This is a genomic window from Citrobacter youngae (genome assembly GCF_003818115.1).
Classification (GTDB): domain Bacteria; phylum Pseudomonadota; class Gammaproteobacteria; order Enterobacterales; family Enterobacteriaceae; genus Citrobacter; species Citrobacter youngae.
Genome location: NZ_RPOI01000002.1, coordinates 63375 through 89174, shown reverse-complemented (window position 1 = coordinate 89174; position 25800 = coordinate 63375). Strand labels below are relative to the sequence as shown.

The window sequence follows — 25800 nt, the reverse complement described above, 5'->3', positions numbered from 1 at the left end:
TTTCTGCCCAAGGAAGCAGGCAATCATAAAGGTGCTGCTGAGCGTTAACACATCAATCACGATACCGCTGACGCCGACGTCAGCAATTTGCGCGAAGGTGAGGCGGAACCATAAAGGATGATCCCAGCACGCAGTAAATGTTGCTTGGCAAACAGCACGCCACCGTCACAGCTTTTCCAGATTTGTGGATACACGGTGTTGCCGATAACCATCCCGAATAAAATGGCTAAGGTGAGGGCGCTGAACCCGGCACCTGCGACGGCGGGAATGGAACCTCCCCATAAGGCGGCCCCGGTGATAACTGCACTAAGGGCAAGCCCCGGAATAAAATGCCACACTGTACGACGATGATTCTGTAGGGCGAGTTCAGTCATAACCCCTCCTGAACAATTTGAATGATTTCTTGGCAAAAATTGTAAGGTGAAGTGGCTTAAAAATAAAATTGATTATATATTTATAATTAATCTTTATAAGTGGTAAGCACGGGCTACCCGGTGGAAAACGACTATGCATATCACCCTGCGACAACTTGAAGTTTTTGCTGAGGTACTGAAAAGCGGCTCGACGACTCAGGCATCTGTCATGTTGTCATTGTCGCAGTCAGCGGTCAGTGCTGCGCTTACCGATTTAGAGGGGCAACTTGGCGTGCAACTGTTTGACCGCGTCGGCAAGCGACTGGTCGTTAATGAGCACGGGCGCTTACTCTATCCGCGTGCGTTGGCCTTGCTCGAGCAAACGACAGAAATTGAACAGCTTTTTCGTGAAGATAATGGCGCGATTCGCGTCTATGCCAGTAGCACCATTGGCAACTATATTTTACCTGCCATGATTGCAGGTTACCGGCGGGATTTCCCCGATTTGCCGCTGGAACTCAGCGTGGGCAACAGCCTGGATGTTATCAATGCCGTGCTGGATTTTCGGGTCGATATCGGGCTGATTGAAGGGCCCTGTCACAGTACCGAAATCATCTCTGAACCGTGGCTGGAAGATGAACTGGTGGTATTTGCTGCGCCGTCATCGCCGCTAACCACGGGGCCCGTGACGCTGGAGCAACTTGCGGCGTCGCCCTGGATCCTGCGCGAACGTGGGTCTGGTACTCGCGAGCTGGTGGATTACCTGCTGTTGTCTCATCTACCGAGATTTCAGATGGCAATGGAGTTGGGTAACTCTGAGGCCATTAAGCATGCGGTGCGCCATGGTCTCGGGATCAGCTGCTTGTCGCGTCGGGTTATTGCAGAACAACTGCAGGCAGGAACGTTAAGCGAAGTTCCGGTGCCGTTGCCACGTCTGGTCCGCACGCTTTGGCGCGTCCATCATCGCCAAAAACATCTTTCAAACTCGCTGCTGCGTTTTTTACGTTATAGCGACCAGGTAGAGCAGGTTGAATAAGGCGCTGATGCGTCGTACCTGCAATAAACACCCCATCGTCAACTGAGGGCAATCGTCATACGTTGCCCATTTCTGCTTTACTTATAATCCGCGGCCAGTCATGAAGGTCTCTTATAACAGCGCATTTGTGCCGGAAGAATGCCATTTCGTCTGCTACAATCGCGCCTCATTTTTTGGATGGATAGCATTTTCACATGGTTTCCGAAACTAAAACCACAGAAGCGCCCACGCTACGCCGTGAACTGAAGGCGCGTCACCTGACGATGATCGCCATTGGTGGTTCCATCGGTACGGGTCTTTTCGTTGCATCTGGTGCAACCATTTCTGCGGCGGGTCCTGGCGGCGCGCTGTTTTCTTATATTCTGATTGGCCTGATGGTGTACTTCCTGATGACCAGTCTTGGTGAGCTGGCTGCCTACATGCCGGTTTCCGGTTCGTTCTCTACCTACGGTCAGAACTATGTAGAAGAAGGCTTTGGCTTCGCGCTCGGCTGGAACTACTGGTACAACTGGGCGGTGACTATCGCCGTGGACCTGGTGGCCGCACAATTGGTAATGAGCTGGTGGTTCCCGGATACGCCTGGTTGGATCTGGAGTGCGCTGTTCCTTGGCGTTATCTTCCTGCTGAACTACATCTCGGTACGTGGATTTGGCGAAGCGGAGTATTGGTTCTCACTGATTAAAGTCACCACCGTGATTATCTTCATCGTGGTTGGCGTAATGATGATTATCGGTATCTTCAAAGGTGCTCAACCGGTGGGTTGGAGTAACTGGACGACAGGTGATGCCCCCTTTGCCGGCGGTTTTGCCGCCATGATTGGTGTGGCGATGATTGTCGGCTTCTCTTTCCAGGGGACCGAGTTGATTGGTATCGCCGCGGGCGAATCTGAAGATCCAGAGAAGAACATTCCACGCGCGGTGCGTCAGGTATTCTGGCGAATCCTGCTGTTCTATGTGTTCGCGATTTTGATTATCAGCCTGATTATCCCGTATACCGATCCGAGCCTGCTGCGCAATGATGTAAAAGACATCAGCGTCAGCCCGTTCACGCTGGTATTCCAGCACGCGGGTCTGCTGTCTGCGGCGGCGGTGATGAACGCCGTTATCCTGACGGCGGTGCTGTCGGCGGGTAATTCCGGGATGTATGCATCAACACGTATGCTCTACACCCTGGCATGTGACGGTAAAGCGCCGCGTATTTTCTCTAAACTGTCTCGTGGCGGCGTACCGCGTAACGCGCTGTATGCGACGACTGTCGTGGCAGGTCTGTGCTTCCTGACATCCATGTTTGGTAACCAGACTGTGTACCTGTGGCTGTTGAACACTTCCGGGATGACGGGCTTTATCGCCTGGCTGGGAATTGCAATTAGCCACTATCGTTTCCGCCGTGGTTACGTGTTGCAGGGCCATGATATTAATGATCTGCCGTATCGTTCAGGCTTCTTCCCTCTGGGGCCGATCTTTGCCTTTGTCCTGTGCTTGATAATCACCCTGGGGCAAAACTACGAAGCGTTCCTGAAGGATACCATTGACTGGGGCGGTGTAATGGCAACCTATATTGGTATCCCGCTGTTCCTGATCATCTGGTTTGGCTATAAGCTGACCAAAGGAACCCGTTTCGTTCGTTACAGCGAAATGCACTTTCCGAAACGTGTGAAGAAGTAATCCAGTGCATAATGCTTGCCAGGTAAGCATTATGGAGAACATTTGATTCCGCTATAGGGTTCCGTTCATCTTAGTGGTGTCATTTCTCTGAAGCACAGATATCTGTGAACGTGCAAGGGAGGCTCGCCGCCGCCTCCCTTGTAACCCTGGCTCCCGGCGGGAAAATCGCCGCTACACGATGTATTCGTCTTATTCCGTCTGCCTGTCGGGTCGGGGCCTAGCCTGCGTCCCTGCAGGCCGTCCCCTCTGACCGCATCCCTGCGGGCATTCCCGGTCAACCGTCAACGCCTCATCGATTTTCAGCCGGACCGGGGTCATCGCTTCAACGCTCTGACTTCCAGTTAAATCTGTTTTGCTGTTTAAACAAAAAACGCAGATGGCCAGGTGTGGGCTGGTCCGGCTGAAAATTGCCGACGTGTATCCATAAGGTCGGGAGAACCCGCAGGGATGCGGGTTCAGGGTGTGAGCGACAGGGATGTTGCATCGCGCCCGGCCCGGTAGCCTGGAGGAATAAGCGGAGGGGATTGCGAAGCAACAATTTTCCTGCCGGGAGCCGGGATTGTTAAGGGTGCGGAGATAGCACCCTTAACACGTTCACGGGTGTTCAGTGTACAGAGAAGCGATGAACATGAGGTGAACGGAACCCTTTCTCTGAGAGAGCATGTTCATTACCCCGCCAACACATGTTGATGCTTTATGTTAACTGAACAGCATTAGGCATGGTGAATGCCGGGGTTTTTATGGTCTAAAATTTAGAAGTTATATGTCAGGCCAACAGTGTAACGACGACCATCAAGCACGGTGTCATAGGTCTCGTAATCAATCTGTTTATCCAGCACGTTATACACGCCAGCAGTAAGCAGTACATCTTTGGTCGCATAGTAACGCATACCGATATCGACCTGGGTATAGGAAGGGGTGCCTTGCGCCATGGAGGTACGGCTCAGGTATTCTGATGTTTTGCCACGCAGATTCAAACGGCTCCAGAAACCGATATCCTGCGTAGCCTGCCAGTCCAGCGTGGTGTTGAACATATGCTTCGGCATTTTGTTCAACGGCTGGCCCGAGAACTGACCGCTTTTCTGTTCAGATTCAGTGTAGGTATAGTTCGCTGTCCAGTTGATGTCGGAGGTCATCTTCCAACCGAAGGTGGATTCGACGCCGCGCATATTGGCTTTATCAACGTTAACCCGATCGCTGACAAAGTCGTAATGGGTGCTGCCAATAGTACAAGCCGGATCGGCACTGCTGTTACAGCGACGGACTTCGGTAATTTTGTTTTTGAAGTCAGTATTGAACAGCGTGACACCCGCATTGAGGTCGTTGCCGTTATCCCACAGCAAACCGATCTCTTCGCTCAGGCTTTTTTCTGGTTTCAGATCCGGGTTGCCGACAATGATACCGTTCAGACGACCGCCACCGGTCACTTGCCCCCAGCTTGCGGATGACTGGCGCAGATCCGGTGCACGATAGCCCGCAGAAACTCCCCCTTTTAAGGTCCACTGATCGCTCAGGTGCCATACGCCATAGCCGCGCGGCGTCCAGTTGTCACCGTAGTTTTCATCTTTATCCATACGCAGACCGCCGGTCAGCGTGAAAGTATCGGTAACCGCCCATTCATCTTCGGCAAACAACGCCCAACTCCAGCGGGTCAATTTGTTCAGACCGTCAGCTGCTTGCAGTTGGTTGCCGTTATCGCGCAGTTTTTCATAACGGTATTGCCCGCCAACTGTCAGGGTGTGCGCCCCGAGGAAGACCTGGTTCTGGTTATTGAAGATCGTGTTGTAGGATTTCATCTGACGACCAGGGTTTTTGGTCTCTTCCTGCTGAACATAGCTGGTGCTGTTGAAATCGTCGTAATAACCGCTGTGGGTTAATGAATACGTTGTGTGTTCATAACGGTTGTAGCTTTTGCTGTTTGGCTTACAAACACCGTTACGGCAGTTTTCTGCCGCCATCGATTCGCCCGGTGTGCTGTTGCGATCCTGTAGTTCATGCGCGACATCGAAGTCGATGTCATTTTTATCATCCGGGGTGAAGTTGAGGGTGAGTCCGCCGTTGCGCAGGCGTTGTTCATTGTAACCATTGACTATCTTATCTTCTCCGCGATGGGAGAACAGCCCGGTCACTTTTGCGCCGAGTAGCCCGTCGATCAGTGGTCCGGACGCGTATGCATTTGTCTGGTAAAGGTCTCCGGAGTCCCGATCTTCCTGGAGGGTGGCATCACCATGCAGGGAGCCGGTCCAGGCTTTAGTATTCGAGACTTTTTTGGTGATCACGTTAATCACGCCGCCCATAGCGTCAGAGCCGTACAGAGACGACATCGGGCCACGGATCACCTCGATACGCTCGATGGATTCCAGTGGCGGTAGCCAGCCTTGCTCAATACCCGCGTTGTCGCTGTTCGGGCGGGTACCGCGTGTACTGATACGTTTACCGTTAACCAGGAAGAGCGTGTATTGCGAGGCCATACCGCGGATGCTGATATCACTGCTGCTACCGCCGCCGGTCACAACAACACCAGGGACGTCTTTCAGTGCATCGGTCACATCGCGATACGCTTTATCTTCGATCTGCTGCTTGGTAATAACCGAAATGGAGGCGGGGGCATCCTGAATTTTTTGCTCAAACCCGGTGGCGGTGACGACCACGGTATCCTGGTCGGCGGCATAGACGAGTGATGGGAGACTCGCGACGCATACTGCGGCGGCTACAGCCTTAACGTGAGGTATAGTCATTTGTATCATTCCATTTAAATGAATCTAACTGCGTGTCATGTGAAAGGCCATGACAATTGTATGTATTTGTCTTTTAAGGACTCTTTTCAGTAAAGAAGCGGGGGGATTGTACAAAAGTATGAATTTTTGTAAACACAAATGATAATAGAAATCATTTGTGTTTGATGGGTTTAGCATGGAAAATCTTTTTAATTCAGTGGGATAGTGGTGAAATAAAAAAGGAGAAAAAGTGAAGGAATGATGGAGAAATGAAGAGGGCTGACGCCCTCACTCAGGCGTTACTTCAGCAAATATTGGGCGTGGAAACGCAGATGATCTTCAATAAATGATGCAATGAAGTAGTAGCTATGATCGTAACCCGGCTGAATGCGTAATGTCATCGGCCATGCGGTTTGACGGGCCGTTTCGGCCAGCACTGCGGGTTGCAACTGATCGGCAAGAAACTGATCGCTATCCCCCTGATCAATAAGCGTTGGGATCGCATCTGCGGGTTTACTGGCCAGCATTAGCGCACAGCTGTCCCATTCCGCCCACCGTGATTTATCCTCACCCAGGTAGGCGCTAAAGGCTTTCTCACCCCACGGTACGCGACATGGATTGACGATGGGGGCGAAGGCAGAAACGCTGGTGTATTTGCCAGGGTTTTTCAGTGCCATGATCAGTGCACCATGCCCCCCCATAGAGTGCCCGCTGATGGCGCAGCGATCGCTGACGTTAAACTGTGACTGAATGAGTGCCGGCAACTCGTCACGCATATAGTCATACATGCGAAAATGTGAGGCCCACGGTTGTTGCGTGGCATTGAGATAAAATCCGGCACCCTGGCCTAAATCGTAGCCTTCATCATTGGCGACCTGTTCGCCACGCGGGCTGGTATCAGGCATCACCAGAACGATGCCCAGTTCAGCCGCAATACGTTGTGCTCCGGCTTTAGTGGTGAAGTTTTCATCATTGCAGGTCAAACCCGACAGCCAGTACAGCACCGGAGGCGGGGTGTTATCCCGGGGTGGTGGAAGAAAAATACTGAAGGTCATGGTGCAATTTAGCGTGGTGGAGTCATGACGCCAGCGTTGCTGCCAGCCTTCAAAACAGCGGTGCTCTTCAAGCATTTCCATGCGTGGCTCCTTGTTGTGTTGAACCTGTATGTGTTTGCGAACTCACCATAATACAGATTATTCATTGCACTGTGAGTAACTTTCACTTCCGCATTGAGCAAACATACTTCATCATCTATATAACTTTACATTAACACTCGAATTCACCCGGTTGAACGACGTATGAAATCTGTGTGCTAAAAGGCTGCACCAATTTCAATAATTATCGCGGTGAATACTGGATTATGTGCGCCGCCTCACGCACAATGTTCTGGCTGTGACACAGCCTACAAACTTTGCCCCACGCAGGGCAGAGGCGCCCCACCTGCAGGAGAAAAAGAAATGTCATCACTCAGTAAAGAAGCGGCACTGGTTCATGAAGCGCTGGTCGCGCGTGGTCTTGAAACACCACTACGCCCGCCCGTGCAAGAGATGGATAATGAAACGCGCAAACGTCTTATCTCCGGTCATATGACCGAGATTATGCAATTGCTCAATCTTGATTTGAGCGATGACAGTCTGATGGAAACGCCACATCGCATCGCTAAAATGTATGTCGATGAGATTTTCTCCGGCCTCGATTACGCCAACTTCCCGAAAATCACCGTCATTGAAAATAAGATGAAGGTTGATGAGATGGTCACGGTTCGCGATATCACGCTGACCAGCACCTGCGAACATCACTTCGTAACGATTGATGGCAAAGCGACGGTGGCCTATATCCCGAAAGATTCGGTCATCGGTCTGTCGAAGATTAACCGCATTGTGCAGTTCTTCGCTCAGCGCCCGCAGGTCCAGGAACGCCTGACTCAGCAAATTCTCACCGCGCTGCAAACGTTGCTCGGGACGAATAATGTGGCGGTTTCAATTGATGCTGTGCATTACTGCGTGAAAGCGCGTGGTATTCGTGATGCGACCAGCGCTACCACCACTACTTCGCTTGGCGGATTGTTTAAGTCCAGCCAGAATACGCGTCAGGAATTCCTGCGCGCCGTGCGTCACCACAACTGATCAGGGCAGGGGCCATGGAGCGTAATGTCACGCTGGATTTTATTCGTGGCGTCGCCATCCTCGGCATCCTGCTTCTCAATATTAGCGCCTTTGGTCTGCCAAAGGCGGCCTATCTGAATCCTGCCTGGTACGGCAACATTACCCCGTCAGATGCCTGGACCTGGGCCGTGCTTGATCTCTTCGCGCAGGTGAAATTCCTCACGTTATTTGCGCTGCTGTTTGGCGCGGGTCTGCAGATGCTGCTACCGCGAGGCAAACGTTGGATCCAGTCACGACTCACTTTGCTGGTTCTGCTGGGGTTTATTCACGGTTTGCTGTTCTGGGATGGCGATATCCTGCTGGCGTATGGCCTGATTGGGCTGATTTGCTGGCGGTTGGTTCGCGATGCTCCTTCCGTCAAAAGTCTGTTTAATACCGGCGTGTTGCTCTATCTGGCGGGCGTTGGTGTGCTGTTGCTGCTGGGATTTATCTCCGGAAGTGAGACCAGTCGGGCCTGGACACCGGATGCTTCTGCGTTGCTGTATGAGAAATACTGGAAGGTGAACGGCGGTATGGAAGCGGTCAGCAATCGCGTAGATATGATGTCCAATAGCTTGCTGGCGTTGGGTGCGCAGTACGGCTGGCAACTGGCGGGGATGATGCTGCTGGGCGCGGCATTGATGCGCAGCGGTTGGCTGAAAGGGCAGTACAGTTTGCAGCACTATCGACGTACCGGCGCGTTATTGGTCATTATTGGGATGGCGATTAACCTGCCTGCTATCGTTGCGCAGTGGCATCTGGACTGGGCCTACCGCTGGTGTGCTTTCCTGTTACAAGCCCCGCGAGAGCTGGGCGCGCCGTTGCAGACCATTGGTTACGCTGCGCTGATGTTCGGTTTCTGGCCGCAGCTTAGCCGTTTAAAATGGGTCATTGCCATAGCCTGCGTTGGGCGCATGGCACTAACCAACTATTTGTTACAAACCTTAATTTGCACCACGCTGTTTTATCAATTCGGCTTATTTATGAAATTCGACCGGCTGGAGTTGCTGTATTTCGTCATTCCGGTCTGGGCCGTTAACCTGCTTTTCTCCGTCATTTGGTTGCATTTTTACCGGCAAGGCCCGGTAGAATGGCTATGGCGTCAATTAACCCTGCGTGCGTCAGGGACATCATTACCGCGAACATCCAGATAACGATCTGGATCACATTCATTAACAAAATGGATGTAAGCGCTTTCATTCCTGTGACATCACTCACGCAGTCCGTTTCGTTGTGCTGACAAAATACCCAGCCTGGGGTGTCTGCGGGTAACCGCATCTTAAACAGGGTAGTGAATATGGTAACCATCCGTGATGTGGCACGACAGTCTGGCGTTTCTGTCGCGACTGTTTCCCGCGTACTGAACAACAGCGCGCTGGTGAGTCCCGATACGCGTGAAGCGGTAATGAAGGCGGTCACTCAGCTCGGCTATCGACCGAATGCCAACGCGCAAGCGCTGGCGACGCAGGTGAGCGACACGATTGGCGTTGTGGTGATGGATGTTTCAGACGCATTTTTTGGCGCGCTGGTCAAGGCCGTGGATATGGTTGCTCAACAGCATCAGAAGTACGTCCTGATTGGCAACAGCTACCATGAGGCTGAAAAAGAACGTCATGCCATTGAGGTACTGATTCGTCAGCGTTGTAACGCACTGATTGTTCACTCGAAAGCGTTGAGCGATCGCGAGCTGGCCGGGTTCATGGATCAGATCCCTGGCATGGTGCTGATCAACCGCATTGTGCCGGGCTATGCGCATCGTTGCGTCTGTCTGGATAATATTAGCGGGGCTAAAATGGCAACCCGTATGCTGCTGAATAATGGGCATCAACGTATTGGTTACCTGGCATCAAGTCACCGCATTGAGGACGATGCAATGCGTAAAGAAGGGTGGCTAAGTGCCCTGAAAGAACAGGGGGTTACCCCGGCAGACAGTTGGATAGGTACCGGTTCACCGGATATGCAGGGCGGAGAGTCCGCAATGGTGGAACTACTGGGACGTAACCTGCAACTGACGGCAGTCTTCGCTTACAACGACAATATGGCCGCTGGCGCGCTAACGGCCCTAAAAGACAACGGCATCGCCATTCCATTACATCTATCTATCATTGGTTTCGACGATATTCCTATCGCACGTTACACTGACCCGCAGCTGACAACGGTGCGCTATCCCATTGCTTCTATGGCAAAAATGGCCACTGAGCTTGCGCTACAAGGCGCGGCGGGAACGCTGGATCCTGACGCAACACATTGCTTTATGCCGACGCTGGTGCGACGTCATTCTGTGGCTTTGCGGCAGAATGCGGCACCGATCACTAACTGATAATGTCGGGCTATGTAACCGCTTTCAATATGTGAGTAAATTCACAGTATCTTAACAATGCGATAGCTATGATGACACTGTTTGCTGCGCTGTAACTACTATGTAACGGTGAATAATCACTTTCATCGAGGTATAGGCGTCTTAAACAACAATTAAAGCCTGTTTTTGGAGCGTTGCCAGACACGGAAGAAATATTTTTAAAAGTGAGCTTCGGCGTTCAGTAACACTTCAGTAACGTTCTGCCTGCCGAGCATTTATCTCAAGCACTACCCTGCATAATAAAACCGGAGATACCATGAATAAGAAGGTGTTGACCCTGTCTGCTGTAATGGCAAGCATGTTATTCGGCGCGGCTGCGCACGCTGCTGATACCCGCATTGGTGTGACTATCTATAAATATGACGATAACTTTATGTCCGTGGTACGTAAGGCTATTGAAAAAGATGCCAAAGCGGCGCCGGATGTACAGTTGCTGATGAATGACTCGCAAAACGATCAGTCCAAACAGAACGATCAGATTGATGTGTTGTTGGCAAAAGGCGTTAAAGCACTGGCTATCAACCTGGTTGACCCGGCAGCAGCAGGAACGGTCATTGAAAAAGCACGCGGTCAGAACGTACCGATTGTGTTCTTCAACAAAGAGCCTTCCCGTAAAGCGCTGGACAGCTATGACAAAGCCTATTATGTCGGTACCGACTCTAAAGAGTCCGGGATTATTCAGGGTGACTTGATTGCCAAGCACTGGGCCGCTAACCCGAACTGGGATCTGAACAAAGATGGCAAAATTCAGTTTGTTCTGCTGAAAGGCGAACCGGGACACCCGGATGCCGAAGCTCGTACCACTTACGTGATTAAAGAGCTGAACGATAAAGGCATTAAAACTGAACAACTGCAGTTAGATACTGCAATGTGGGATACCGCTCAGGCGAAAGATAAGATGGATGCGTGGATGTCCGGTCCTAACGCAAACAAAATCGAAGTGGTTATCGCCAACAACGATGCGATGGCAATGGGCGCAGTTGAAGCGCTGAAAGCACACAACAAAACCAGCGTCCCGGTATTTGGCGTCGATGCGCTGCCTGAAGCCCTGGCTCTGGTGAAATCTGGCGCTATGGCCGGTACCGTGCTGAACGATGCAAACAACCAGGCGAAAGCCACCTTTGATCTGGCGAAAAACCTGGCTGATGGCAAAGGCGCGGCAGACGGCACCAACTGGAAAATTGAGAACAAAATTGTTCGCGTTCCATATGTAGGTGTCGATAAAGATAATCTGGCAGAGTTCACCAACAAATAAATACTCCGTCTGTGGGCGCAATTTCATTGCGCCCTTAATTGCGCACTCTGCAAGGCCAACAAGGTATAATTATGGTCAGCACTAATACTCAGTCGTCAGGCGAATACTTGTTGGAAATGAGCGGCATCAACAAGTCCTTTCCCGGCGTTAAGGCTCTTGATAATGTCAATTTAAAAGTCCGCCCACATTCTATTCATGCTCTGATGGGCGAGAATGGCGCTGGAAAGTCAACATTATTAAAATGTCTTTTTGGGATCTATCAAAAAGATTCCGGTAGTATTTTATTTCAGGGTAAAGAAATCGATTTTCATTCTGCTAAGGAAGCACTTGAGAATGGTATTTCAATGGTACATCAGGAATTAAACCTGGTATTACAACGTTCTGTAATGGATAACATGTGGCTGGGGCGCTATCCCACCAAAGGTATGTTTGTCGATCAGGAAAAGATGTATCGCGATACCAAAGCGATTTTCGATGAACTGGATATTGACATCGATCCGCGTGCGCGCGTTGGAACATTATCTGTTTCGCAAATGCAGATGATTGAAATTGCGAAAGCATTTTCGTATGACGCCAAAATCGTCATTATGGATGAACCGACCTCATCGTTAACCGAGAAAGAGGTTAATCATCTGTTTACCATCATCCGTAAGCTGAAAGAGCGTGGGTGCGGGATTGTGTATATTTCTCACAAAATGGAAGAAATATTTCAACTGTGTGATGAAATTACCGTGCTGCGTGATGGTCAATGGATTGCGACCCAGCCGCTGGAAGGGCTGGACATGGATAAGATCATCGCCATGATGGTCGGACGCTCACTGAACCAACGTTTCCCGGATAAAGAGAACAAGCCGGGAGAAGTGATTCTGGAAGTGCGTAACCTGACTTCTCTGCGTCAGCCGTCGATTCGTGATATCTCTTTTGATCTCCATAAAGGGGAAATTCTCGGCATTGCCGGCCTGGTTGGCGCGAAACGCACCGATATTGTTGAAACGTTGTTTGGCATTCGTGAGAAATCATCGGGCACGATTACGCTCCACGGCAAAAAAATCAATAACCACAGCGCGAATGAAGCGATTAACCATGGTTTTGCGCTGGTCACCGAAGAGCGTCGCTCAACCGGTATTTATGCCTATCTGGACATTGGTTTTAACTCGCTAATCTCCAATATCCAGAACTATAAAAATAAAGTCGGCCTGCTGGATAATTCCCGCATGAAGAGCGATACCCAGTGGGTAATTGACTCGATGAGGGTAAAAACGCCAGGGCATCGTACGCAAATAGGTTCGCTTTCTGGTGGTAATCAGCAAAAGGTGGTCATTGGCCGTTGGTTGTTAACGCAGCCTGAAATCCTGATGCTGGATGAACCTACACGCGGTATCGATGTCGGCGCGAAATTTGAGATTTATCAGTTGATTGCTGAACTGGCGAAAAAAGGAAAGGGGATCATTATTATTTCCTCTGAAATGCCGGAGTTGTTAGGTATTACCGATCGTATTCTGGTGATGAGCAATGGCCTCGTCGCTGGAATTGTTGAAACCAAAACCACAACGCAAAACGAAATCCTCCGTCTTGCGTCTTTGCACCTTTAAGATTAGGGGCTCCTCATGAGTGCGTTAAATAAGAAAAGTTTTCTTACTTATCTGAAAGAAGGCGGAATTTACGTTGTTCTTTTGGTTTTGCTTGCGATTATTATTTTCCAGGATCCCACTTTCTTAAGTTTACTGAACCTGAGTAATATTCTGACGCAATCCTCGGTGCGTATTATTATCGCATTGGGCGTAGCCGGGCTGATTGTTACCCAGGGGACCGACCTGTCTGCAGGGCGTCAGGTCGGGCTGGCGGCGGTTGTGGCGGCAACCCTGCTGCAGTCGATGGAGAACGCCAACAAGGTGTTCCCGGAAATGGCGACGATGCCAATCATCGTGGTGGTGCTGATTGTCTGCGTGATTGGTGCCATTATCGGTCTGGTGAACGGTATCATCATTGCTTATCTGAACGTGACGCCATTTATTACCACCCTCGGTACGATGATTATCGTTTACGGGATCAACTCCCTGTACTACGACTTTGTCGGCGCATCGCCAATTTCTGGCTTTGACAGCGGGTTCTCAACCTTTGCGCAGGGCTTTATTGCGCTGGGCAGTTTCCGACTCTCCTACATTACTTTCTATGCCTTGATTGCCGTGGCCTTTGTATGGGTGCTGTGGAACAAGACCCGTTTTGGTAAAAATATTTTCGCTATCGGCGGTAACCCTGAAGCGGCGAAAGTGTCCGGGGTAAACGTCGCGCTGAACCTGCTGATCATCTATGCGTTGTCTGGCGTGTTCTATGCTTTTGGTGGTTTGCTCGAAGCTGGGCGTATTGGCTCGGCGACCAACAACCTCGGCTTTATGTATGAGCTGGATGCGATTGCCGCTTGCGTGGTTGGCGGCGTGTCGTTTAGCGGCGGGGTAGGAACCGTGTTTGGCGTGGTGACCGGTGTGATTATCTTCACCGTCATCAACTATGGTCTGACCTACATCGGCGTAAATCCTTACTGGCAGTATATTATCAAGGGCGGCATTATCATCTTCGCGGTCGCGCTGGATTCACTGAAATACGCGCGTAAGAAGTAATCGTACAATGTAAAAAGCCCGGTGCAGCGCAATCTGCACCGGGCTTTTTTGTCAGCGTTACAACGTTAACGCATGTTCTTTCTCGCCGGGTTTAAATTTCACCTCGCCCAGATCAATACAGGCTACCGGGCAAACGTGACCGCACAATAAGCATCCCACACATTTTTCCGTATTGCAGTGCGGTGTACGGGTTTCCTCATTCCATTCCATCGCCTGATGCCCACCGTCGTAACATGAGATGTAGCAGCGCCCACAGCCAACGCATTTATCCAGATGGATGTTCGGATAAACGATGTAGCTACGGTCAAGCTCCTCGGCGGGGATGATATTGCTATTAGCAAGCCCCACCATCTCCTCCAGTGAATCAAACCCTTGATCGGCGAGGTAATGTGACAGCCCGCTGATCATGTCCTCCACAATCCGATAGCCATACTGCATGATCCCGGTGGTCACCTGCAGCGTGGCCGCGCCTAACAGTAAAAACTCGGCGGCATCTTCCCAGGTCTCAATTCCCCCGATGCCGCTAATCGGGAAATCGCGCAGTTCGGGATGCGTGCGCAACTGTTGGATAAATCGCAGGGCGATAGGCTTGACGGCCTTGCCGGAGTAGCCGGAAATACTGGATTTACCGTTGACAACCGGCATTCCGATTTTCCTGTTCAGGTCGATATTAGTGATGGATTTAACCGTATTGATGGTCGCGATACCGTCCGCACCTCCGCGTTTTGCCGCCAGCGCCACTTCACACATATCACCAATATTCGGCGTCATTTTAGCCAGCATTGGCAGAGACGAGCCGCGTTTCACTGCCCGACAATATTTTTCAACCAGCTCAGGGCTTTGTCCTACATCGCTGCCCATAGCATGCGAGGTCATTTGCGGGCACGAGAAGTTACACTCGATCATGTCGGCACCTGCCTCTTCAACCAGGCGGGCCAGTTCCTGCCACTGTTCTTCGTTTTCACCCATGATCGACGCAATCAGGGCCTTATCCGGGTAGTCTTGTTTCAGTCGGCGAATTGCGGCCAGATTCTCCTCCAGTGGATGCTCGGCAATTTGCTCCATGTTTTTGAAGCCAATAAAGCCGGTATCTTCTTTGGTCAGATGGTCAAAGCGCGGGGAGACTTCATTGGCAATAAAGAACCCGATCGTTTTAAAAACAATGCCGCCCCAACCGCTATCATAGGCTTTGGCGCACATTTCATAGCAGTTGCCCACCGGAGAGGAAGAGAGGCAGAACGGGTTGGGAAATTTGACGCCGCAAAAGGTAATAGAAAGATCTTTCGTTAACATGAGCAAGCTCCCTCTAAATAGTGATGAATGGCCTGAGCGGCTTCTTTTCCGGTTTTCACGGCGTAAACGACCGTTTTATCGCCTTCAACAATATCGCCCGCAGCAAACAGAACCGGATCGGCGGTTTGGTAGTTTTGCGTATTGATAAGATTGCGCTGTGGCTTTAACGTGGCGAAATTATCAAGCTGAGCGTGTTGACCGACGGCAAGAATAATGTGATCGGCTTCTAGCGTGAGTTCGCCTGGCAGGCGTACGTGCTTAAAGGTAACTTGATTTCCGCTTACCGCCACGGGCGTGAAACCGTCAATAATCGACACGCCTAATGCCTGGGTGCTGCTGAATTCTTTATCGCTGGCCGGAAAATCAGCCAGTTCTTCACGCGCGACACAAGTGACTGACGGGCAGCCCAGCAGTTTCAACGTACTGGCGACATCCATCGCCACATCGCCACCGCCGATGATCAATACACTTTTGGCGACGGTAATATCGCCGCTGGCTTGTCGGGCGCGCTGCAGAAAATCGACGGCAATTTCAACGTGATTCGCTTTCTCAAAAAGAGGCAATGTTGAGCCGTAAGACATACCTGGGGTAACCAGTACGGCGCGATATTCTGCTTTGAGTTGCTCAACGGAAAGGGCATTGCCGACTTCACAATTGCACTTGATGGTCACGCCCATTTCAACGATACGGGCAATTTCATGATCCAAAACCGAATGCGGCAAACGAAACTCTGGGATGCCATAGCGCAACCAGCCGCCTGGCTGAGCCTGTTTTTCGAAGATGGTTACGTCATAACCAAGATTGCTCAGCGTTACGCTGGCCTGTAATCCTGCCGGACCCGCACCGATGACGGCGACCTTGCCCAGCGTTTTTGTTGCTGGCTGATATATTTTCATCGCGGTCTGCTGTTCAAAATCGGTTATAAAGCGCTGCAGACGCGCAATATCAATAGGTTTATCAATTCCTGAACGCGTACATCCGCGCTGGCATAATTTTTCGGTTGGGCATACGCGGGCGCACACCGCACCGAGCGCATTATTTTCGCGGATAGTTTCGGCTGCGCCTTTAAAATTACGGAAATAAATGGAGCGAATAAATTTCCCCGGGTCGGTTTGCGCCGGGCAATCCTGGCTACAAGGGGCATCGTGACATAATAAACAGCGGGAAGCCTCTTTTATGGCTAATAAAGGGGTAAAAGCAGGCGTGAGCTCATCCAGATAATTTTGTTGTGGCATATTTTCTTCCTTAATGCTTGAGTAAATTAAGGCAAACCGTTAATAACAAAATATAAAAAGTGAAAGGCTATTCTTAAGGCTAAGCACTGCAGGAAGAGTATTCTGTGAAAGGATTCACAAATAGAAGATAGTTTGAGGGAAATGCTGGCGGGCAGCATTAATCCCTTATATTGAAATGGTAACCATTATCATAATATTAGCTATTCTCAAGTGCTAATATAACGGTAATCTCTTTAGCGATAAAAGACTAAATAAATAACCATACCGAAAGATAAACATCCGCATCCGGCATAAACTAATACATAAGACCAGAACTGTAATGGGGCTTCATTCCGGTAGGCATAAACCGGCTCACGCGCATTCTTCTTAATTTTATCTACCGCGCCAGTACGCCAGCCTTTCCAGGCTTCACGGAAACAAAAGAGGGGAATGAGCAGAAAGGCCAATACGACGAAGATAGTTTGTACATCCATGCTTATTTTCCTTGTTTCTTTTGTAATTCGAGTAATTGTTCTGCAGTGACTGCCGGATATCCCTGAGCATCGTCAGGTACCTGATGCATGGTCGGGATGGGCACCAGCGGACCTAAAAAACGTGGCTCGCGTTTAAAAAGGTAGAGATCGGCCAGCGCACCAAAGCGAGCACCGAATTCGCGCACCCGCACGGTAAGCATATCTTTTGGCGAAGGTACCGCATAACACTGGGCCTGAATCCCCATATGTAGCGCAATAAACAACGCTCGCTCACAGTGGAATCGCTGGGTAATGATGATGAAATCGTTGGTATCGAATACTTTGCGGGTGCGTACAATCGAATCAAGCGTACGGAATCCTGCGTAATCAAGCACGATGTCAGCGGGATCGACGCCCGCGGCAATCAAGTCTTTACGCATCGTCATCGGTTCGTTATAGCTTTGCTGCGCGTTGTCGCCGCTAAGTAGCAGATAGTTTACTTTGCCGCTGTTATACGCATTTAATGCGCCCTGAATGCGGTAGCGATAATACTGATTGATGACGCCGGTACGGTAGTATTTTGCCGTGCCGAGGACAACGCCAACCTGACGGTAGGGGAGATCCTGTAATTCGTCATAGATGTAGGGGGCCGTCTTCCAGCTCATCCATCTGTCGAGTCCAAGCACAGTCAACAGCAGCAAGCCTACCAGGACTAACAGGCTGTAAAACACGCGCTTTAACATGCAGAAAACTCGTTATTTGGATGGAATTTCAATCAGGCTACTGTACCCAACGGCGGAGCGCAAGAAACGGCAGTCTGATTGAGGGGATTTTAGGCATTCTGCGTATTGCCGGATGGCGGTGTAAACACCTTATCCGGCCTACGAACTGGCGTTATTGAAACCATTAACCGAGTAGTACGCGCTCGATATTGTCGCAGCCCAGCGCATTCAGAGTGGCAGATGTCGCGTCCCACTGGATAAGCGCCGCATCCGCTTTTTCTGCCAGCACCGCACGTTGAATGTCCGGATAGTCGTAACCGTTCAGACTCAGCAGGTTTAATGCACCCTGCAACGGTGGCAGCGTTGGGTTGAAGGCGGCGTTTTCAGCATAACTGCCGCTGAAAATTTGACCATCCTTACACTCCAGCGCCACGCCGCTCGGGGATTTGCTGTACGGCATGTGGCATCTGTTGGCGGCGGCAATCGCCGCCTGGGTCAGCGCATCGCCTTGCAGCGCGAAGCCGTGATCCTGGTCATCCATCAACAGCGTTTTGATGTCGAGATCTTTTGGGCCAAAAGCGTCCGGCAGATAGTCGCGTAGTGCGTGTGGTTCACGCCCAGGCAGGTGAATACGTAAATCCAGTCCGCTGTTCAGCTCATTCATAAACTGACGGCAGTGCCCGCAAGGGGTGTAGTTGACGGTAATCGCAGCGAGTCCTTTTTCGCCACGTAACCAGGCATGGCTGATGGCGCTCTGCTCGGCGTGAACGGTTTGCTGCATTGTGGCACCAAGAAACTCCATATTCCCACCGAAATACCAGGTTCCGCTGATACCTCGTGAGATTGCGCCAACGTTGAAGTTGGACAGCGGAGTACGCGCGCAGGCCGCAGCTAAAGGCAGCAGAGCGAATGCCAGCGCGTCTTCGTCCAGTCCCGATTCGCGTTTCAGCAAAGAAACCTGCTCAGCCGTCAGCATGGCGGGGAAATGCGCATCCGCCAGAACAGGGGCCAGGGCTGATTGCAAGTTATCCGCGAGTTGGGCAAAAGCAGTTTGAAAACGTGGATGCATGGCGATGCCTCATAACAATGTAATGGAATCGTAGTTTACGGGCCTGTTATGGCTTTATATGTGATCCAAATCCCATTGTGTATGCAACTTATGAAACTTAAATGAAAAATGTGCAACGCATCGCAAATAAATAGCTAAAAAATGAAGGTTAACCCACCACCGCCAGAATAATCGGGAACAGGAATGGGGCAACCAACGAGGTGATAATGCCGCAAATAACCAGCGCCAGAGAGCTAAACGCGCCTTCCTGGTAGTCCAGTTCTGCACAGCGTGCGGTACCCAGGGCGTGCGACGCGGTGCCCATGGCCAGCCCCCGAGCGGCCTTGGTGCGAATACGCATCGCATTCAGCAGGGTATGGCCAAATACGGCGCCGAGGATACCGACAAAAATAACGCATACGGCGCTGATAGCTGGAATGCCGCCAATACTGCCACCCACAGCCATAGCGATAGGCGTGGTTACCGATTTAGGCATAATAGACGCGGCAATTTGCGGTGATGCGCCCATCAACAAAGCGATTGTTGTACCTGTTACCATCGCCACAACGCTCCCGGCAAAACAGATAGCAATGATTGATTTCCAGCGGGCACGGATTTGGTGCAGCTGCTCATATAACGGATAGGCTAGCGCAACGACAGCAGGTTGCAGTAAATCGTTCAGCACCTCGCTGCCTTTGAAGTAGTGATCGTAGGGGATACCGGTCAGCATCAGAAAGGGAATAATCACCACCATGGCGACCAGCAACGGGTTCAATAGCGGCATTTTAAATCGCGCTGCCAGCTTACGTGCAGCAAAAAATACCGCCAGGGTGAGGGGTAACGACCACCAGATATACGACATCATTGTTTAGACCCTTTTTGGCCAACGATTTTGCGTTCGCCGTGAACAATGTGCGAGCTCCAGCTCACTACCAGGAATACGACCAGTGTACTGATGGTGCAGGACACCACGACCGGACCAAATTGTGCGCGTAGCAAGTCAAAGTACTGCATGATCCCCACGCCAATCGGGACAAACAGCAGGGCCATGTAACGAATCAGTACGTAGCACCCTGGGTTTACCCATTTTGCTGGTAAGATCTGTAATGCCAGTAATACAAACAGAATCAGCATGCCGATAATGCTGCCTGGAATCGTTATAGGCAGCAGTGATGCAAGAAAAATACCTGCGTAGAGGCAGGCATAAATGAGGACGAATGCGCGTAAATATTGCCAGATAATGTTCAGTGACTTGCTCATAATTGAAACCCTTGACGAGACTGATTCATCATACAATTAAACTTTAAAACGTGCTACCGATCACATCATGAATTCTAAGCATAGTGGAAATAGATATCAGGAACATCAGGCAATACCCCCAATCAGCATAACCAAATCTGTGCCCGGCGCTGAGACGCTTTAATCTCCTGCATAGAGACGTTACCATAGCGCCTCTCTTTTTTGCGGGTAACAATATGCGTGTTTTACTGGCGCCGATGGAAGGCGTGCTCGACTCACTGGTGCGCGAGCTGCTGACTGAAGTAAATGATTATGATCTCTGTATCACCGAATTTGTTCGCGTGGTAGATCAACTACTGCCGGTAAAAGTCTTTCACCGCATTTGCCCTGAACTGCTTAACGCCAGCCGCACGACATCCGGTACGCCGGTGCGTATACAACTGCTGGGGCAGTATCCGCAGTGGCTGGCAGAAAATGCAGCCCGCGCGGTTGAGCTGGGTTCGTATGGCGTCGATCTAAATTGTGGATGCCCGTCGAAACTGGTGAATGGCAGCGGCGGCGGCGCAACGTTACTGAAGGACCCTGAGCTGATTTACCGTGGCGCTAAGGCCATGCGTGATGCGGTTCCGGCCCATTTACCGGTGACGGTAAAAGTGCGTCTGGGCTGGGACAGCAGTGACAGGCAATTCGAAATTGCTGATGCCGTCCAGCAGGCCGGTGCCAGCGAGTTGGTGGTACACGGTCGAACCAAAGAACAGGGCTATAAGGCCGAGTACATTAACTGGCAGGCCATTGGCGAGATTCGCCAGCGTCTCAATATCCCGGTTATCGCGAATGGTGAGATCTGGGACTGGCAAAGCGCACAGGACTGTATGGCCATCAGCGGATGCGATGCCGTCATGATCGGGCGCGGTGCGCTTAATATCCCGAATTTGAGTCGCGTGGTGAAATATAATGAACCGCGTATGCCATGGCCTGAAGTCGTGACGTTACTGCAAAAATATACCCGACTGGAAAAACAAGGTGATACCGGGCTGTATCATGTGGCGCGTATCAAACAGTGGCTGGGCTATCTTCGTAAAGAATATGTTGAAGCGACAGAACTGTTTCAGGAAATTCGGGCTTTGAATAATTCACCGGATATTGCACGCGCGATTCAGGCCATCACAAGTGTTGCCTGATTTATTGCCGGATGGCGGCAATTTGTTCAACCGATGGACCCCATTCATCCAAACCTGGTTTTATCTTTAATCCCCCCCTGGCTGAGCGGCGCGGTATAAATAGGATGTTCAGCGGAAAAAACCAGCATTCCGCACGGTATTAATGATTGGTAAATGGTTTGCAATAATCGTTCTATATCGTGCAAATAATGCAGTGCCAGTGAGCTAAATCAAGAATATTTTTTCCCTGTAGGGGAGGGAACATGGCTTGTATTGTTGGCCACTCTGGTGCGCCGTCGAGTCCCTTTACTGAACGATCCAGCGTGGCATATCCGGCAAAGAATGTCGGGTCATCATAGATATTTTGTGACATTACGCCTCCATTTATAATTTATTGGAATTATTTTGACAGAACCATTTACCATGTATATGTTTCTTTACTATGTGATTTTATTTCAAAAGATGTATTGCCACGCGTAACTAAAAAAGAGAATGCGATAAGTCGTACTCTCTGTGCATCTTTTCTTACCTGTATATTCCCATGAATCGTAACTCTGTTCTTGTTGCAACGGCATGTTTGCCGCTGCTTATTTTGATGGTCGGTTGTGCGCCTATGCATGACAATCGTCAATCGCTGTCACAGCAGACGCCCGCTGTGAACGTTGACTCCGCGTTGCCCGCGGCATTAAAAAATGGTTGGCCGGACAGCCAATGGTGGAAGGCGTATCACGATCCACAGCTGAATGCGTTGATTGACAGCACCCTGAAGAATTCTCCAGACATGCAGGTAGCAGAACAGCGCATTCAACTGGCAGAAGCGCAGGCTAAAGCGGTTAAGGCGCAGGATGGTCCAGAAGTTGATTTTTCCGCAGACGTTGAACGTCAAAGAATGTCGGCAGAAGGTTTAATGGGACCGTTTGCCATTACCGATCCTGCTGCAGGCACGACCGGGCCGTGGTACACCAATGGAACCTTTGGTTTAACCGCAGGCTGGAACCTGGATCTGTGGGGTAAAAACCGGGCTGAAGTGGCGGCGCGTATTGGCGAGGTGAAAGCGCGTGAGGCTGAACGTGAGCAAACTCGCCAGCTACTGGCGAGCGGCGTATCGCGTTTGTACTGGGAGTGGCAGACACAGGCGGCGCTTAAAACCGTGCTGACGCAGATTAAAACCGAGCAACAGAACGTCATCACCGTCGATCGTCAACTGTATCAAAACGGGATTACCTCTTCTGTCGAAGGTGTTGAGACGGATATCGATTCCAGTAAAACGGAGCAGCAGCTGAACGATGTCAGCGGCAAAATGAAGGTGATAGAGGCGCGGCTGAGCGCACTGACCAACTCGCAATCTTCCGTCATGAAGCTTAAAGCAACGACGCTACCGGCGGTAGAAAGCCAGCTACCGTCACAGCTTGGTTATTCGCTGCTGGCCCGCCGCCCTGATTTACAGGCCGCGCATTGGTACATCGAGTCATCGCTGAGCAGCATTGATGCGGCAAAAGCGGCATTCTATCCGGATGTTAACCTGATGGCGTTTTTACAGCAGGATGCGCTGCATCTGAGCGATTTATTCCGCCATTCCGCACAGCAGATGGGCGTGACGGCTGGACTGACGCTGCCTATTTTTGATAGCGGCAGACTGAATGCGAATCTCGATATCACGAAAGCGCAGAGTAACCTGACGGTGGCAAATTACAACAAGGCAGTGGTCGATGCGGTGAATGACGTGGCGCGTGCGGCATCACAGGTAGAAACGCTGGCGCAGAAGAACCAGCATCAGCAGCAAATTGAACATGACGCACAGCGCGTCGTGGGGCTTGCGCAGGCACGATATAGCGCCGGTATTATTGCGGGTTCCCGGGTTAGCGAGGCCAAAATTCCGGCATTACGCGAACAGCTTAATGGTCTGGTTTTACAGGGACAGTGGCTGGATGCTTCTATACAGCTGACCAGCGCACTGGGCGGCGGTTACCGCGCCTCCTGATAGTCTGACCCGGCAGAAGCCTCTGTCGGGTCAATTTGCGTGTTCTTTGCGTTTACTTCGCCGTTTCATCCACCAGCGGGCAGCCACTACAACGCCGATAACCAGAACCAACCACACCCCATGTTTAATATGCTGGTCGAGGCTATGCAACCATGGGGCAATCACTTCACCGCCCACATAGCCGAGCGTGGTAAACAGCAATGCCCAGACAAACGCCCCCAGGATATTCAGTGGGATGAAAATCTTCGGTGGCAGGTGGCTGGCCCCAATCAGCAACGGGCCAATGACGCGAAAACCGTACATAAAGCGCGTGCCGACCACAAACAGGTAGGGACGCCGTTGGATCATCTTCTGCGCGTAGTGGATTTTTGCCCGATGACGCGAGAAACGACGTAAGATTTTGCCGCCAAAACGACGCCCAAGTAAGAAGAGTAACTGATCGCCAATCATCCCACCCAACGCGACGGAGAGTACCACCAGCGGAAATTTAAGAATTCCCTGATGCGCAGCAACACCGCCTAGCAAGGTAATGGTTTCGCCTTCGGCAAGGCTGCCAATAATCAGCGCCGCATAGCCGTATTGCTCAACATAATGCGTTATATCCATACGTTGTATGACCTCCACGTTCCATAGCATACACCCAGTGAATAGTTCATGCCGGAAAAGCAGCAACTCAGCGTATCGGTATTTTTCATGTGTACATAAAATAATCAAAAGCTGAATTATACTTGAAGTGTTGAGGTCCGGAGCTGACAAGAAGGGGGCGGTATGAACCATGTCTGGGGGCTGTTTTCCCATCCCGATCGTGAAATGCACGTGATCAACAGCGAAAACGAAAGTGTTTCGCATCACTATACCCACCATGTATTGCTGATGGCGGCAATCCCGGTGATTTGTGCGTTTATTGGCACCACGCAAATTGGCTGGAATTTTGGCGACGGCAATATACTGAAGTTATCCCTGTTTACCGGATTTGCGATGGCAATTCTGTTTTACGGCGTGATGCTGGCGGGTGTGGCCATCATGGGCAGAGTTATCTGGTGGATGGCGCGTAATTACTCGCGACGCCCGTCGCTGGCGCATTGTATGGTCTTTGCCGGATATGTTGCCACGCCGCTGTTTTTAAGCGGGCTGGTGGCGCTGTATCCGCTGGTCTGGCTGTGTGCGCTCGTGGGAACCATCGCGCTGTTTTACACCGGCTATTTACTCTATCTCGGTATTCCAACGTTCCTGAATATCACTAAAGAAGAAGGGCTGAGCTTTTCCAGTTCAACGCTGGCGATTGGCGTGCTGGTGCTGGAGGTTCTGCTGGCGATTACGGTGATCCTGTGGGGTTACGGGTACCGATTGTTCTAGGCGTACAACCTGTCTGTGCTGCGTTGTTGGCGTAAAAGTCAGCAACGCAGCATTTCGAGATGATTCTTCTGTAGCGGCAAACCTGCCGGATCGCTATGATGCCAGAGCTAGCCTGAGATAATCCTTATTTCAGGCGGTGTGCGTTGTGACGTGCGTGAACCATTATCAGAAACCTCATCATGCTGAAATTCCGAGTTTCATTATTAAGTCTTGCCCTGGTGCTGGCTGTTCCTTTTGCACCCCAAGCCGTAGCGAAAACGGCGACTACTGCAGCGGCATCTCAACCTGAGATTGCTTCTGGTAGTGCGATGATTGTTGATCTGAATACCAACAAAGTTATCTATTCGAACCACCCGGACCTCGTGCGTCCGATTGCGTCGATTACCAAATTAATGACGGCGATGGTGGTGCTTGATGCACGACTGCCGCTGGATGAAAAACTGAAAGTTGACATCAGTCAGACGCCGGAAATGAAAGGCATCTACTCTCGTGTGCGTCTGAACAGTGAGATCAGTCGTAAGAATATGCTGCTACTGGCGCTGATGTCCTCAGAAAACCGCGCAGCGGCAAGCCTGGCGCACCACTATCCGGGCGGTTATAACGCATTTATCAAGGCGATGAATGCGAAGGCGAAGTCGTTGGGAATGACCCAGACGCGCTTTGTGGAACCGACCGGGTTATCGATTCATAACGTCTCGACGGCGCGTGATTTAACTAAACTGCTGATTGCCAGCAAGCAGTATCCGCTGATTGGTCAGTTGAGTACGACGCGTGAAGACATGGCGACCTTTGCTAATCCGGCTTATACGTTACCGTTCCGTAACACCAACCATCTGGTGTACCGTGATAACTGGAACATTCAGCTCACCAAAACTGGGTTTACTAATGCCGCTGGTCACTGCCTGGTGATGCGTACGGTTATTAATAACAAGCCGGTAGCGCTGGTGGTCATGGATGCCTTTGGCAAATATACCCACTTTGCTGATGCCAGTCGTTTACGCACCTGGATCGAAACCGGCAAGGTGATGCCTGTTCCGGCCGCGGCGCTGAGCTATAAAAAGCAAAAAGCCGCACAGATGGCGGCAGCGGGTTCAGCGACAGGTGAGCAAACCGCGCAAAACGATTAAACCGTAGGCCGGGCAAGCGAAGCGCCCCCGGCAACGTGCCC

Annotated in this window: 22 protein-coding genes and 2 pseudogenes; 12 read left to right on the top strand and 12 right to left on the bottom strand. The window is 50.9% G+C overall.

Going from position 1 to position 25800, the window contains the following annotated elements:
- A pseudogene (locus EHN13_RS00915) lies at positions 1 to 374 on the bottom strand (putative sulfate exporter family transporter); the annotation flags it as partial.
- 133 nt (positions 375 to 507) lie between these two features.
- Between EHN13_RS00915 and yieE the strand changes: the two are divergent.
- Together yieE and lysP are read left to right on the top strand one after the other, a co-directional pair.
- Positions 508 to 1389 (top strand): DNA-binding transcriptional regulator YeiE, encoded by an 882-nt coding sequence (gene yieE / locus EHN13_RS00910; RefSeq protein ID WP_124020728.1) that lies wholly within the window; start codon positions 508 to 510, stop codon positions 1387 to 1389.
- 194 nt (positions 1390 to 1583) lie between these two features.
- Positions 1584 to 3053, top strand: coding sequence for a lysine-specific permease (lysP, locus tag EHN13_RS00905; RefSeq protein WP_048211166.1), 1470 nt, complete (start codon positions 1584 to 1586; stop codon positions 3051 to 3053).
- A gap of 752 nt (positions 3054 to 3805) precedes the next feature.
- Here the strand turns inward: lysP and EHN13_RS00890 are convergent.
- On the bottom strand, positions 3806 to 5791 hold the full coding sequence (locus EHN13_RS00890) for a ligand-gated channel protein (RefSeq protein WP_048211167.1): 1986 nt from the start codon (positions 5789 to 5791) through the stop codon (positions 3806 to 3808).
- Positions 5792 to 6069: 278 nt separating this feature from the next.
- Complete coding sequence (gene fghA, locus EHN13_RS00885) at positions 6070 to 6906, bottom strand: S-formylglutathione hydrolase (protein ID WP_048211168.1); 837 nt, start codon at positions 6904 to 6906, stop codon at positions 6070 to 6072.
- 321 nt (positions 6907 to 7227) lie between these two features.
- Between fghA and folE the strand changes: the two genes are divergently transcribed.
- The 6 genes from folE to mglC all read left to right on the top strand — a co-directional run bounded on the left by folE (position 7228) and on the right by mglC (position 14146).
- Positions 7228 to 7896 carry a GTP cyclohydrolase I FolE gene (gene folE, locus EHN13_RS00880; protein ID WP_003027410.1) on the top strand — a complete coding sequence of 223 codons (669 nt, stop codon included), beginning with the start codon at positions 7228 to 7230 and terminating at the stop codon, positions 7894 to 7896.
- Between the two features lie 14 nt (positions 7897 to 7910).
- On the top strand, positions 7911 to 9068 hold the full coding sequence (yeiB, locus tag EHN13_RS00875; RefSeq protein WP_061068164.1) for a DUF418 domain-containing protein YeiB: 1158 nt from the start codon (positions 7911 to 7913) through the stop codon (positions 9066 to 9068).
- A 143-nt stretch (positions 9069 to 9211) separates the two neighbouring features.
- The gene (gene galS, locus EHN13_RS00870) at positions 9212 to 10234 is read left to right on the top strand and encodes an HTH-type transcriptional regulator GalS (protein WP_061068163.1); all 1023 of its coding nucleotides are present in this window, start codon (positions 9212 to 9214) and stop codon (positions 10232 to 10234) included.
- A 295-nt stretch (positions 10235 to 10529) separates the two neighbouring features.
- Positions 10530 to 11528, top strand: coding sequence for a galactose/glucose ABC transporter substrate-binding protein MglB (mglB, locus tag EHN13_RS00865; RefSeq protein WP_003027399.1), 999 nt, complete (start codon positions 10530 to 10532; stop codon positions 11526 to 11528).
- A gap of 71 nt (positions 11529 to 11599) precedes the next feature.
- Positions 11600 to 13120, top strand: coding sequence for a galactose/methyl galactoside ABC transporter ATP-binding protein MglA (gene mglA, locus EHN13_RS00860; protein ID WP_048211171.1), 1521 nt, complete (start codon positions 11600 to 11602; stop codon positions 13118 to 13120).
- Between the two features lie 15 nt (positions 13121 to 13135).
- A complete protein-coding gene (gene mglC, locus EHN13_RS00855) occupies positions 13136 to 14146 on the top strand; it encodes a galactose/methyl galactoside ABC transporter permease MglC (RefSeq protein WP_003027393.1) in 1011 nt (336 codons plus the stop codon).
- A 57-nt stretch (positions 14147 to 14203) separates the two neighbouring features.
- Here mglC and preA read toward each other — a convergent pair whose 3' ends face one another.
- The 7 genes from preA to EHN13_RS00820 form a co-directional block, all read right to left on the bottom strand.
- Positions 14204 to 15439 carry an NAD-dependent dihydropyrimidine dehydrogenase subunit PreA gene (gene preA, locus EHN13_RS00850; protein WP_124020726.1) on the bottom strand — a complete coding sequence of 412 codons (1236 nt, stop codon included), beginning with the start codon at positions 15437 to 15439 and terminating at the stop codon, positions 14204 to 14206.
- Positions 15433 to 16674 carry an NAD(P)-dependent oxidoreductase gene (locus EHN13_RS00845; protein WP_124020725.1) on the bottom strand — a complete coding sequence of 414 codons (1242 nt, stop codon included), beginning with the start codon at positions 16672 to 16674 and terminating at the stop codon, positions 15433 to 15435. Before EHN13_RS00845 ends, preA begins: the two co-directional genes overlap by 7 nt.
- A 233-nt stretch (positions 16675 to 16907) precedes the next feature.
- Complete coding sequence (locus tag EHN13_RS00840; RefSeq protein ID WP_101741571.1) at positions 16908 to 17147, bottom strand: DUF2542 family protein; 240 nt, start codon at positions 17145 to 17147, stop codon at positions 16908 to 16910.
- A gap of 2 nt (positions 17148 to 17149) precedes the next feature.
- The gene (gene sanA / locus EHN13_RS00835) at positions 17150 to 17869 is read right to left on the bottom strand and encodes an outer membrane permeability protein SanA (protein WP_048211175.1); all 720 of its coding nucleotides are present in this window, start codon (positions 17867 to 17869) and stop codon (positions 17150 to 17152) included.
- A gap of 163 nt (positions 17870 to 18032) precedes the next feature.
- On the bottom strand, positions 18033 to 18917 hold the full coding sequence (cdd, locus tag EHN13_RS00830; RefSeq protein WP_101741572.1) for a cytidine deaminase: 885 nt from the start codon (positions 18915 to 18917) through the stop codon (positions 18033 to 18035).
- A gap of 148 nt (positions 18918 to 19065) precedes the next feature.
- A complete protein-coding gene (locus EHN13_RS00825) occupies positions 19066 to 19761 on the bottom strand; it encodes a CidB/LrgB family autolysis modulator (RefSeq protein WP_101741573.1) in 696 nt (231 codons plus the stop codon).
- Positions 19758 to 20156 (bottom strand): CidA/LrgA family protein, encoded by a 399-nt coding sequence (locus tag EHN13_RS00820; RefSeq protein ID WP_005129194.1) that lies wholly within the window; start codon positions 20154 to 20156, stop codon positions 19758 to 19760. The genes EHN13_RS00825 and EHN13_RS00820 overlap by 4 nt, the downstream gene beginning before the upstream one ends.
- 215 nt (positions 20157 to 20371) lie before the next feature.
- Between EHN13_RS00820 and dusC the strand changes: the two genes are divergently transcribed.
- Entirely contained in the window at positions 20372 to 21316 is a 945-nt protein-coding gene (gene dusC / locus EHN13_RS00815; RefSeq protein ID WP_048211177.1) for a tRNA dihydrouridine(16) synthase DusC, read from the top strand.
- Positions 21317 to 21390: 74 nt separating this feature from the next.
- On the opposite strand, the pseudogene EHN13_RS00810 reads toward dusC, so the two are convergent.
- Positions 21391 to 21668 (bottom strand): annotated as a pseudogene (locus tag EHN13_RS00810) (SAM-dependent methyltransferase); the annotation flags it as partial.
- 168 nt (positions 21669 to 21836) lie between these two features.
- Between EHN13_RS00810 and mdtQ the strand changes: the two are divergent.
- Entirely contained in the window at positions 21837 to 23276 is a 1440-nt protein-coding gene (gene mdtQ, locus EHN13_RS00805; protein WP_048211178.1) for a multidrug resistance outer membrane protein MdtQ, read from the top strand.
- Positions 23277 to 23306: 30 nt separating this feature from the next.
- Here mdtQ and EHN13_RS00800 read toward each other — a convergent pair whose 3' ends face one another.
- Positions 23307 to 23882, bottom strand: coding sequence for a DedA family protein (locus EHN13_RS00800; RefSeq protein WP_048211179.1), 576 nt, complete (start codon positions 23880 to 23882; stop codon positions 23307 to 23309).
- A 162-nt stretch (positions 23883 to 24044) separates the two neighbouring features.
- On the opposite strand from EHN13_RS00800, the gene EHN13_RS00795 reads away from it, so the two are divergent.
- Positions 24045 to 24632 carry a Yip1 family protein gene (locus EHN13_RS00795; protein WP_005129189.1) on the top strand — a complete coding sequence of 196 codons (588 nt, stop codon included), beginning with the start codon at positions 24045 to 24047 and terminating at the stop codon, positions 24630 to 24632.
- A gap of 179 nt (positions 24633 to 24811) precedes the next feature.
- Positions 24812 to 25759, top strand: coding sequence for a D-alanyl-D-alanine endopeptidase (gene pbpG, locus EHN13_RS00790; RefSeq protein WP_048211180.1), 948 nt, complete (start codon positions 24812 to 24814; stop codon positions 25757 to 25759).
- Positions 25760 to 25800 lie beyond the last annotated feature (41 nt).

What these genes read in the sequence shown, in the direction of transcription:
- dusC (WP_048211177.1), top strand. Translation starts at nt 20,372, where the DNA reads ATGCGTGTTTTACTGGCGCCGATGGAAGGCGTGCTCGACTCACTGGTG.
- EHN13_RS00890 (WP_048211167.1), bottom strand. Translation starts at nt 5,791, where the DNA reads ATGACTATACCTCACGTTAAGGCTGTAGCCGCCGCAGTATGCGTCGCG.
- mglC (WP_003027393.1), top strand. Translation starts at nt 13,136, where the DNA reads ATGAGTGCGTTAAATAAGAAAAGTTTTCTTACTTATCTGAAAGAAGGC.
- EHN13_RS00825 (WP_101741573.1), bottom strand. Translation starts at nt 19,761, where the DNA reads ATGATGTCGTATATCTGGTGGTCGTTACCCCTCACCCTGGCGGTATTT.
- lysP (WP_048211166.1), top strand. Translation starts at nt 1,584, where the DNA reads ATGGTTTCCGAAACTAAAACCACAGAAGCGCCCACGCTACGCCGTGAA.
- fghA (WP_048211168.1), bottom strand. Translation starts at nt 6,906, where the DNA reads ATGGAAATGCTTGAAGAGCACCGCTGTTTTGAAGGCTGGCAGCAACGC.
- EHN13_RS00795 (WP_005129189.1), top strand. Translation starts at nt 24,045, where the DNA reads ATGAACCATGTCTGGGGGCTGTTTTCCCATCCCGATCGTGAAATGCAC.
- EHN13_RS00845 (WP_124020725.1), bottom strand. Translation starts at nt 16,674, where the DNA reads ATGCCACAACAAAATTATCTGGATGAGCTCACGCCTGCTTTTACCCCT.
- mglB (WP_003027399.1), top strand. Translation starts at nt 10,530, where the DNA reads ATGAATAAGAAGGTGTTGACCCTGTCTGCTGTAATGGCAAGCATGTTA.
- yieE (WP_124020728.1), top strand. Translation starts at nt 508, where the DNA reads ATGCATATCACCCTGCGACAACTTGAAGTTTTTGCTGAGGTACTGAAA.
- mglA (WP_048211171.1), top strand. Translation starts at nt 11,600, where the DNA reads ATGGTCAGCACTAATACTCAGTCGTCAGGCGAATACTTGTTGGAAATG.
- mdtQ (WP_048211178.1), top strand. Translation starts at nt 21,837, where the DNA reads ATGAATCGTAACTCTGTTCTTGTTGCAACGGCATGTTTGCCGCTGCTT.
- sanA (WP_048211175.1), bottom strand. Translation starts at nt 17,869, where the DNA reads ATGTTAAAGCGCGTGTTTTACAGCCTGTTAGTCCTGGTAGGCTTGCTG.
- yeiB (WP_061068164.1), top strand. Translation starts at nt 7,911, where the DNA reads ATGGAGCGTAATGTCACGCTGGATTTTATTCGTGGCGTCGCCATCCTC.
- EHN13_RS00800 (WP_048211179.1), bottom strand. Translation starts at nt 23,882, where the DNA reads ATGGATATAACGCATTATGTTGAGCAATACGGCTATGCGGCGCTGATT.
- EHN13_RS00820 (WP_005129194.1), bottom strand. Translation starts at nt 20,156, where the DNA reads ATGAGCAAGTCACTGAACATTATCTGGCAATATTTACGCGCATTCGTC.
- cdd (WP_101741572.1), bottom strand. Translation starts at nt 18,917, where the DNA reads ATGCATCCACGTTTTCAAACTGCTTTTGCCCAACTCGCGGATAACTTG.
- pbpG (WP_048211180.1), top strand. Translation starts at nt 24,812, where the DNA reads ATGCTGAAATTCCGAGTTTCATTATTAAGTCTTGCCCTGGTGCTGGCT.
- folE (WP_003027410.1), top strand. Translation starts at nt 7,228, where the DNA reads ATGTCATCACTCAGTAAAGAAGCGGCACTGGTTCATGAAGCGCTGGTC.
- preA (WP_124020726.1), bottom strand. Translation starts at nt 15,439, where the DNA reads ATGTTAACGAAAGATCTTTCTATTACCTTTTGCGGCGTCAAATTTCCC.
- galS (WP_061068163.1), top strand. Translation starts at nt 9,212, where the DNA reads ATGGTAACCATCCGTGATGTGGCACGACAGTCTGGCGTTTCTGTCGCG.
- EHN13_RS00840 (WP_101741571.1), bottom strand. Translation starts at nt 17,147, where the DNA reads ATGGATGTACAAACTATCTTCGTCGTATTGGCCTTTCTGCTCATTCCC.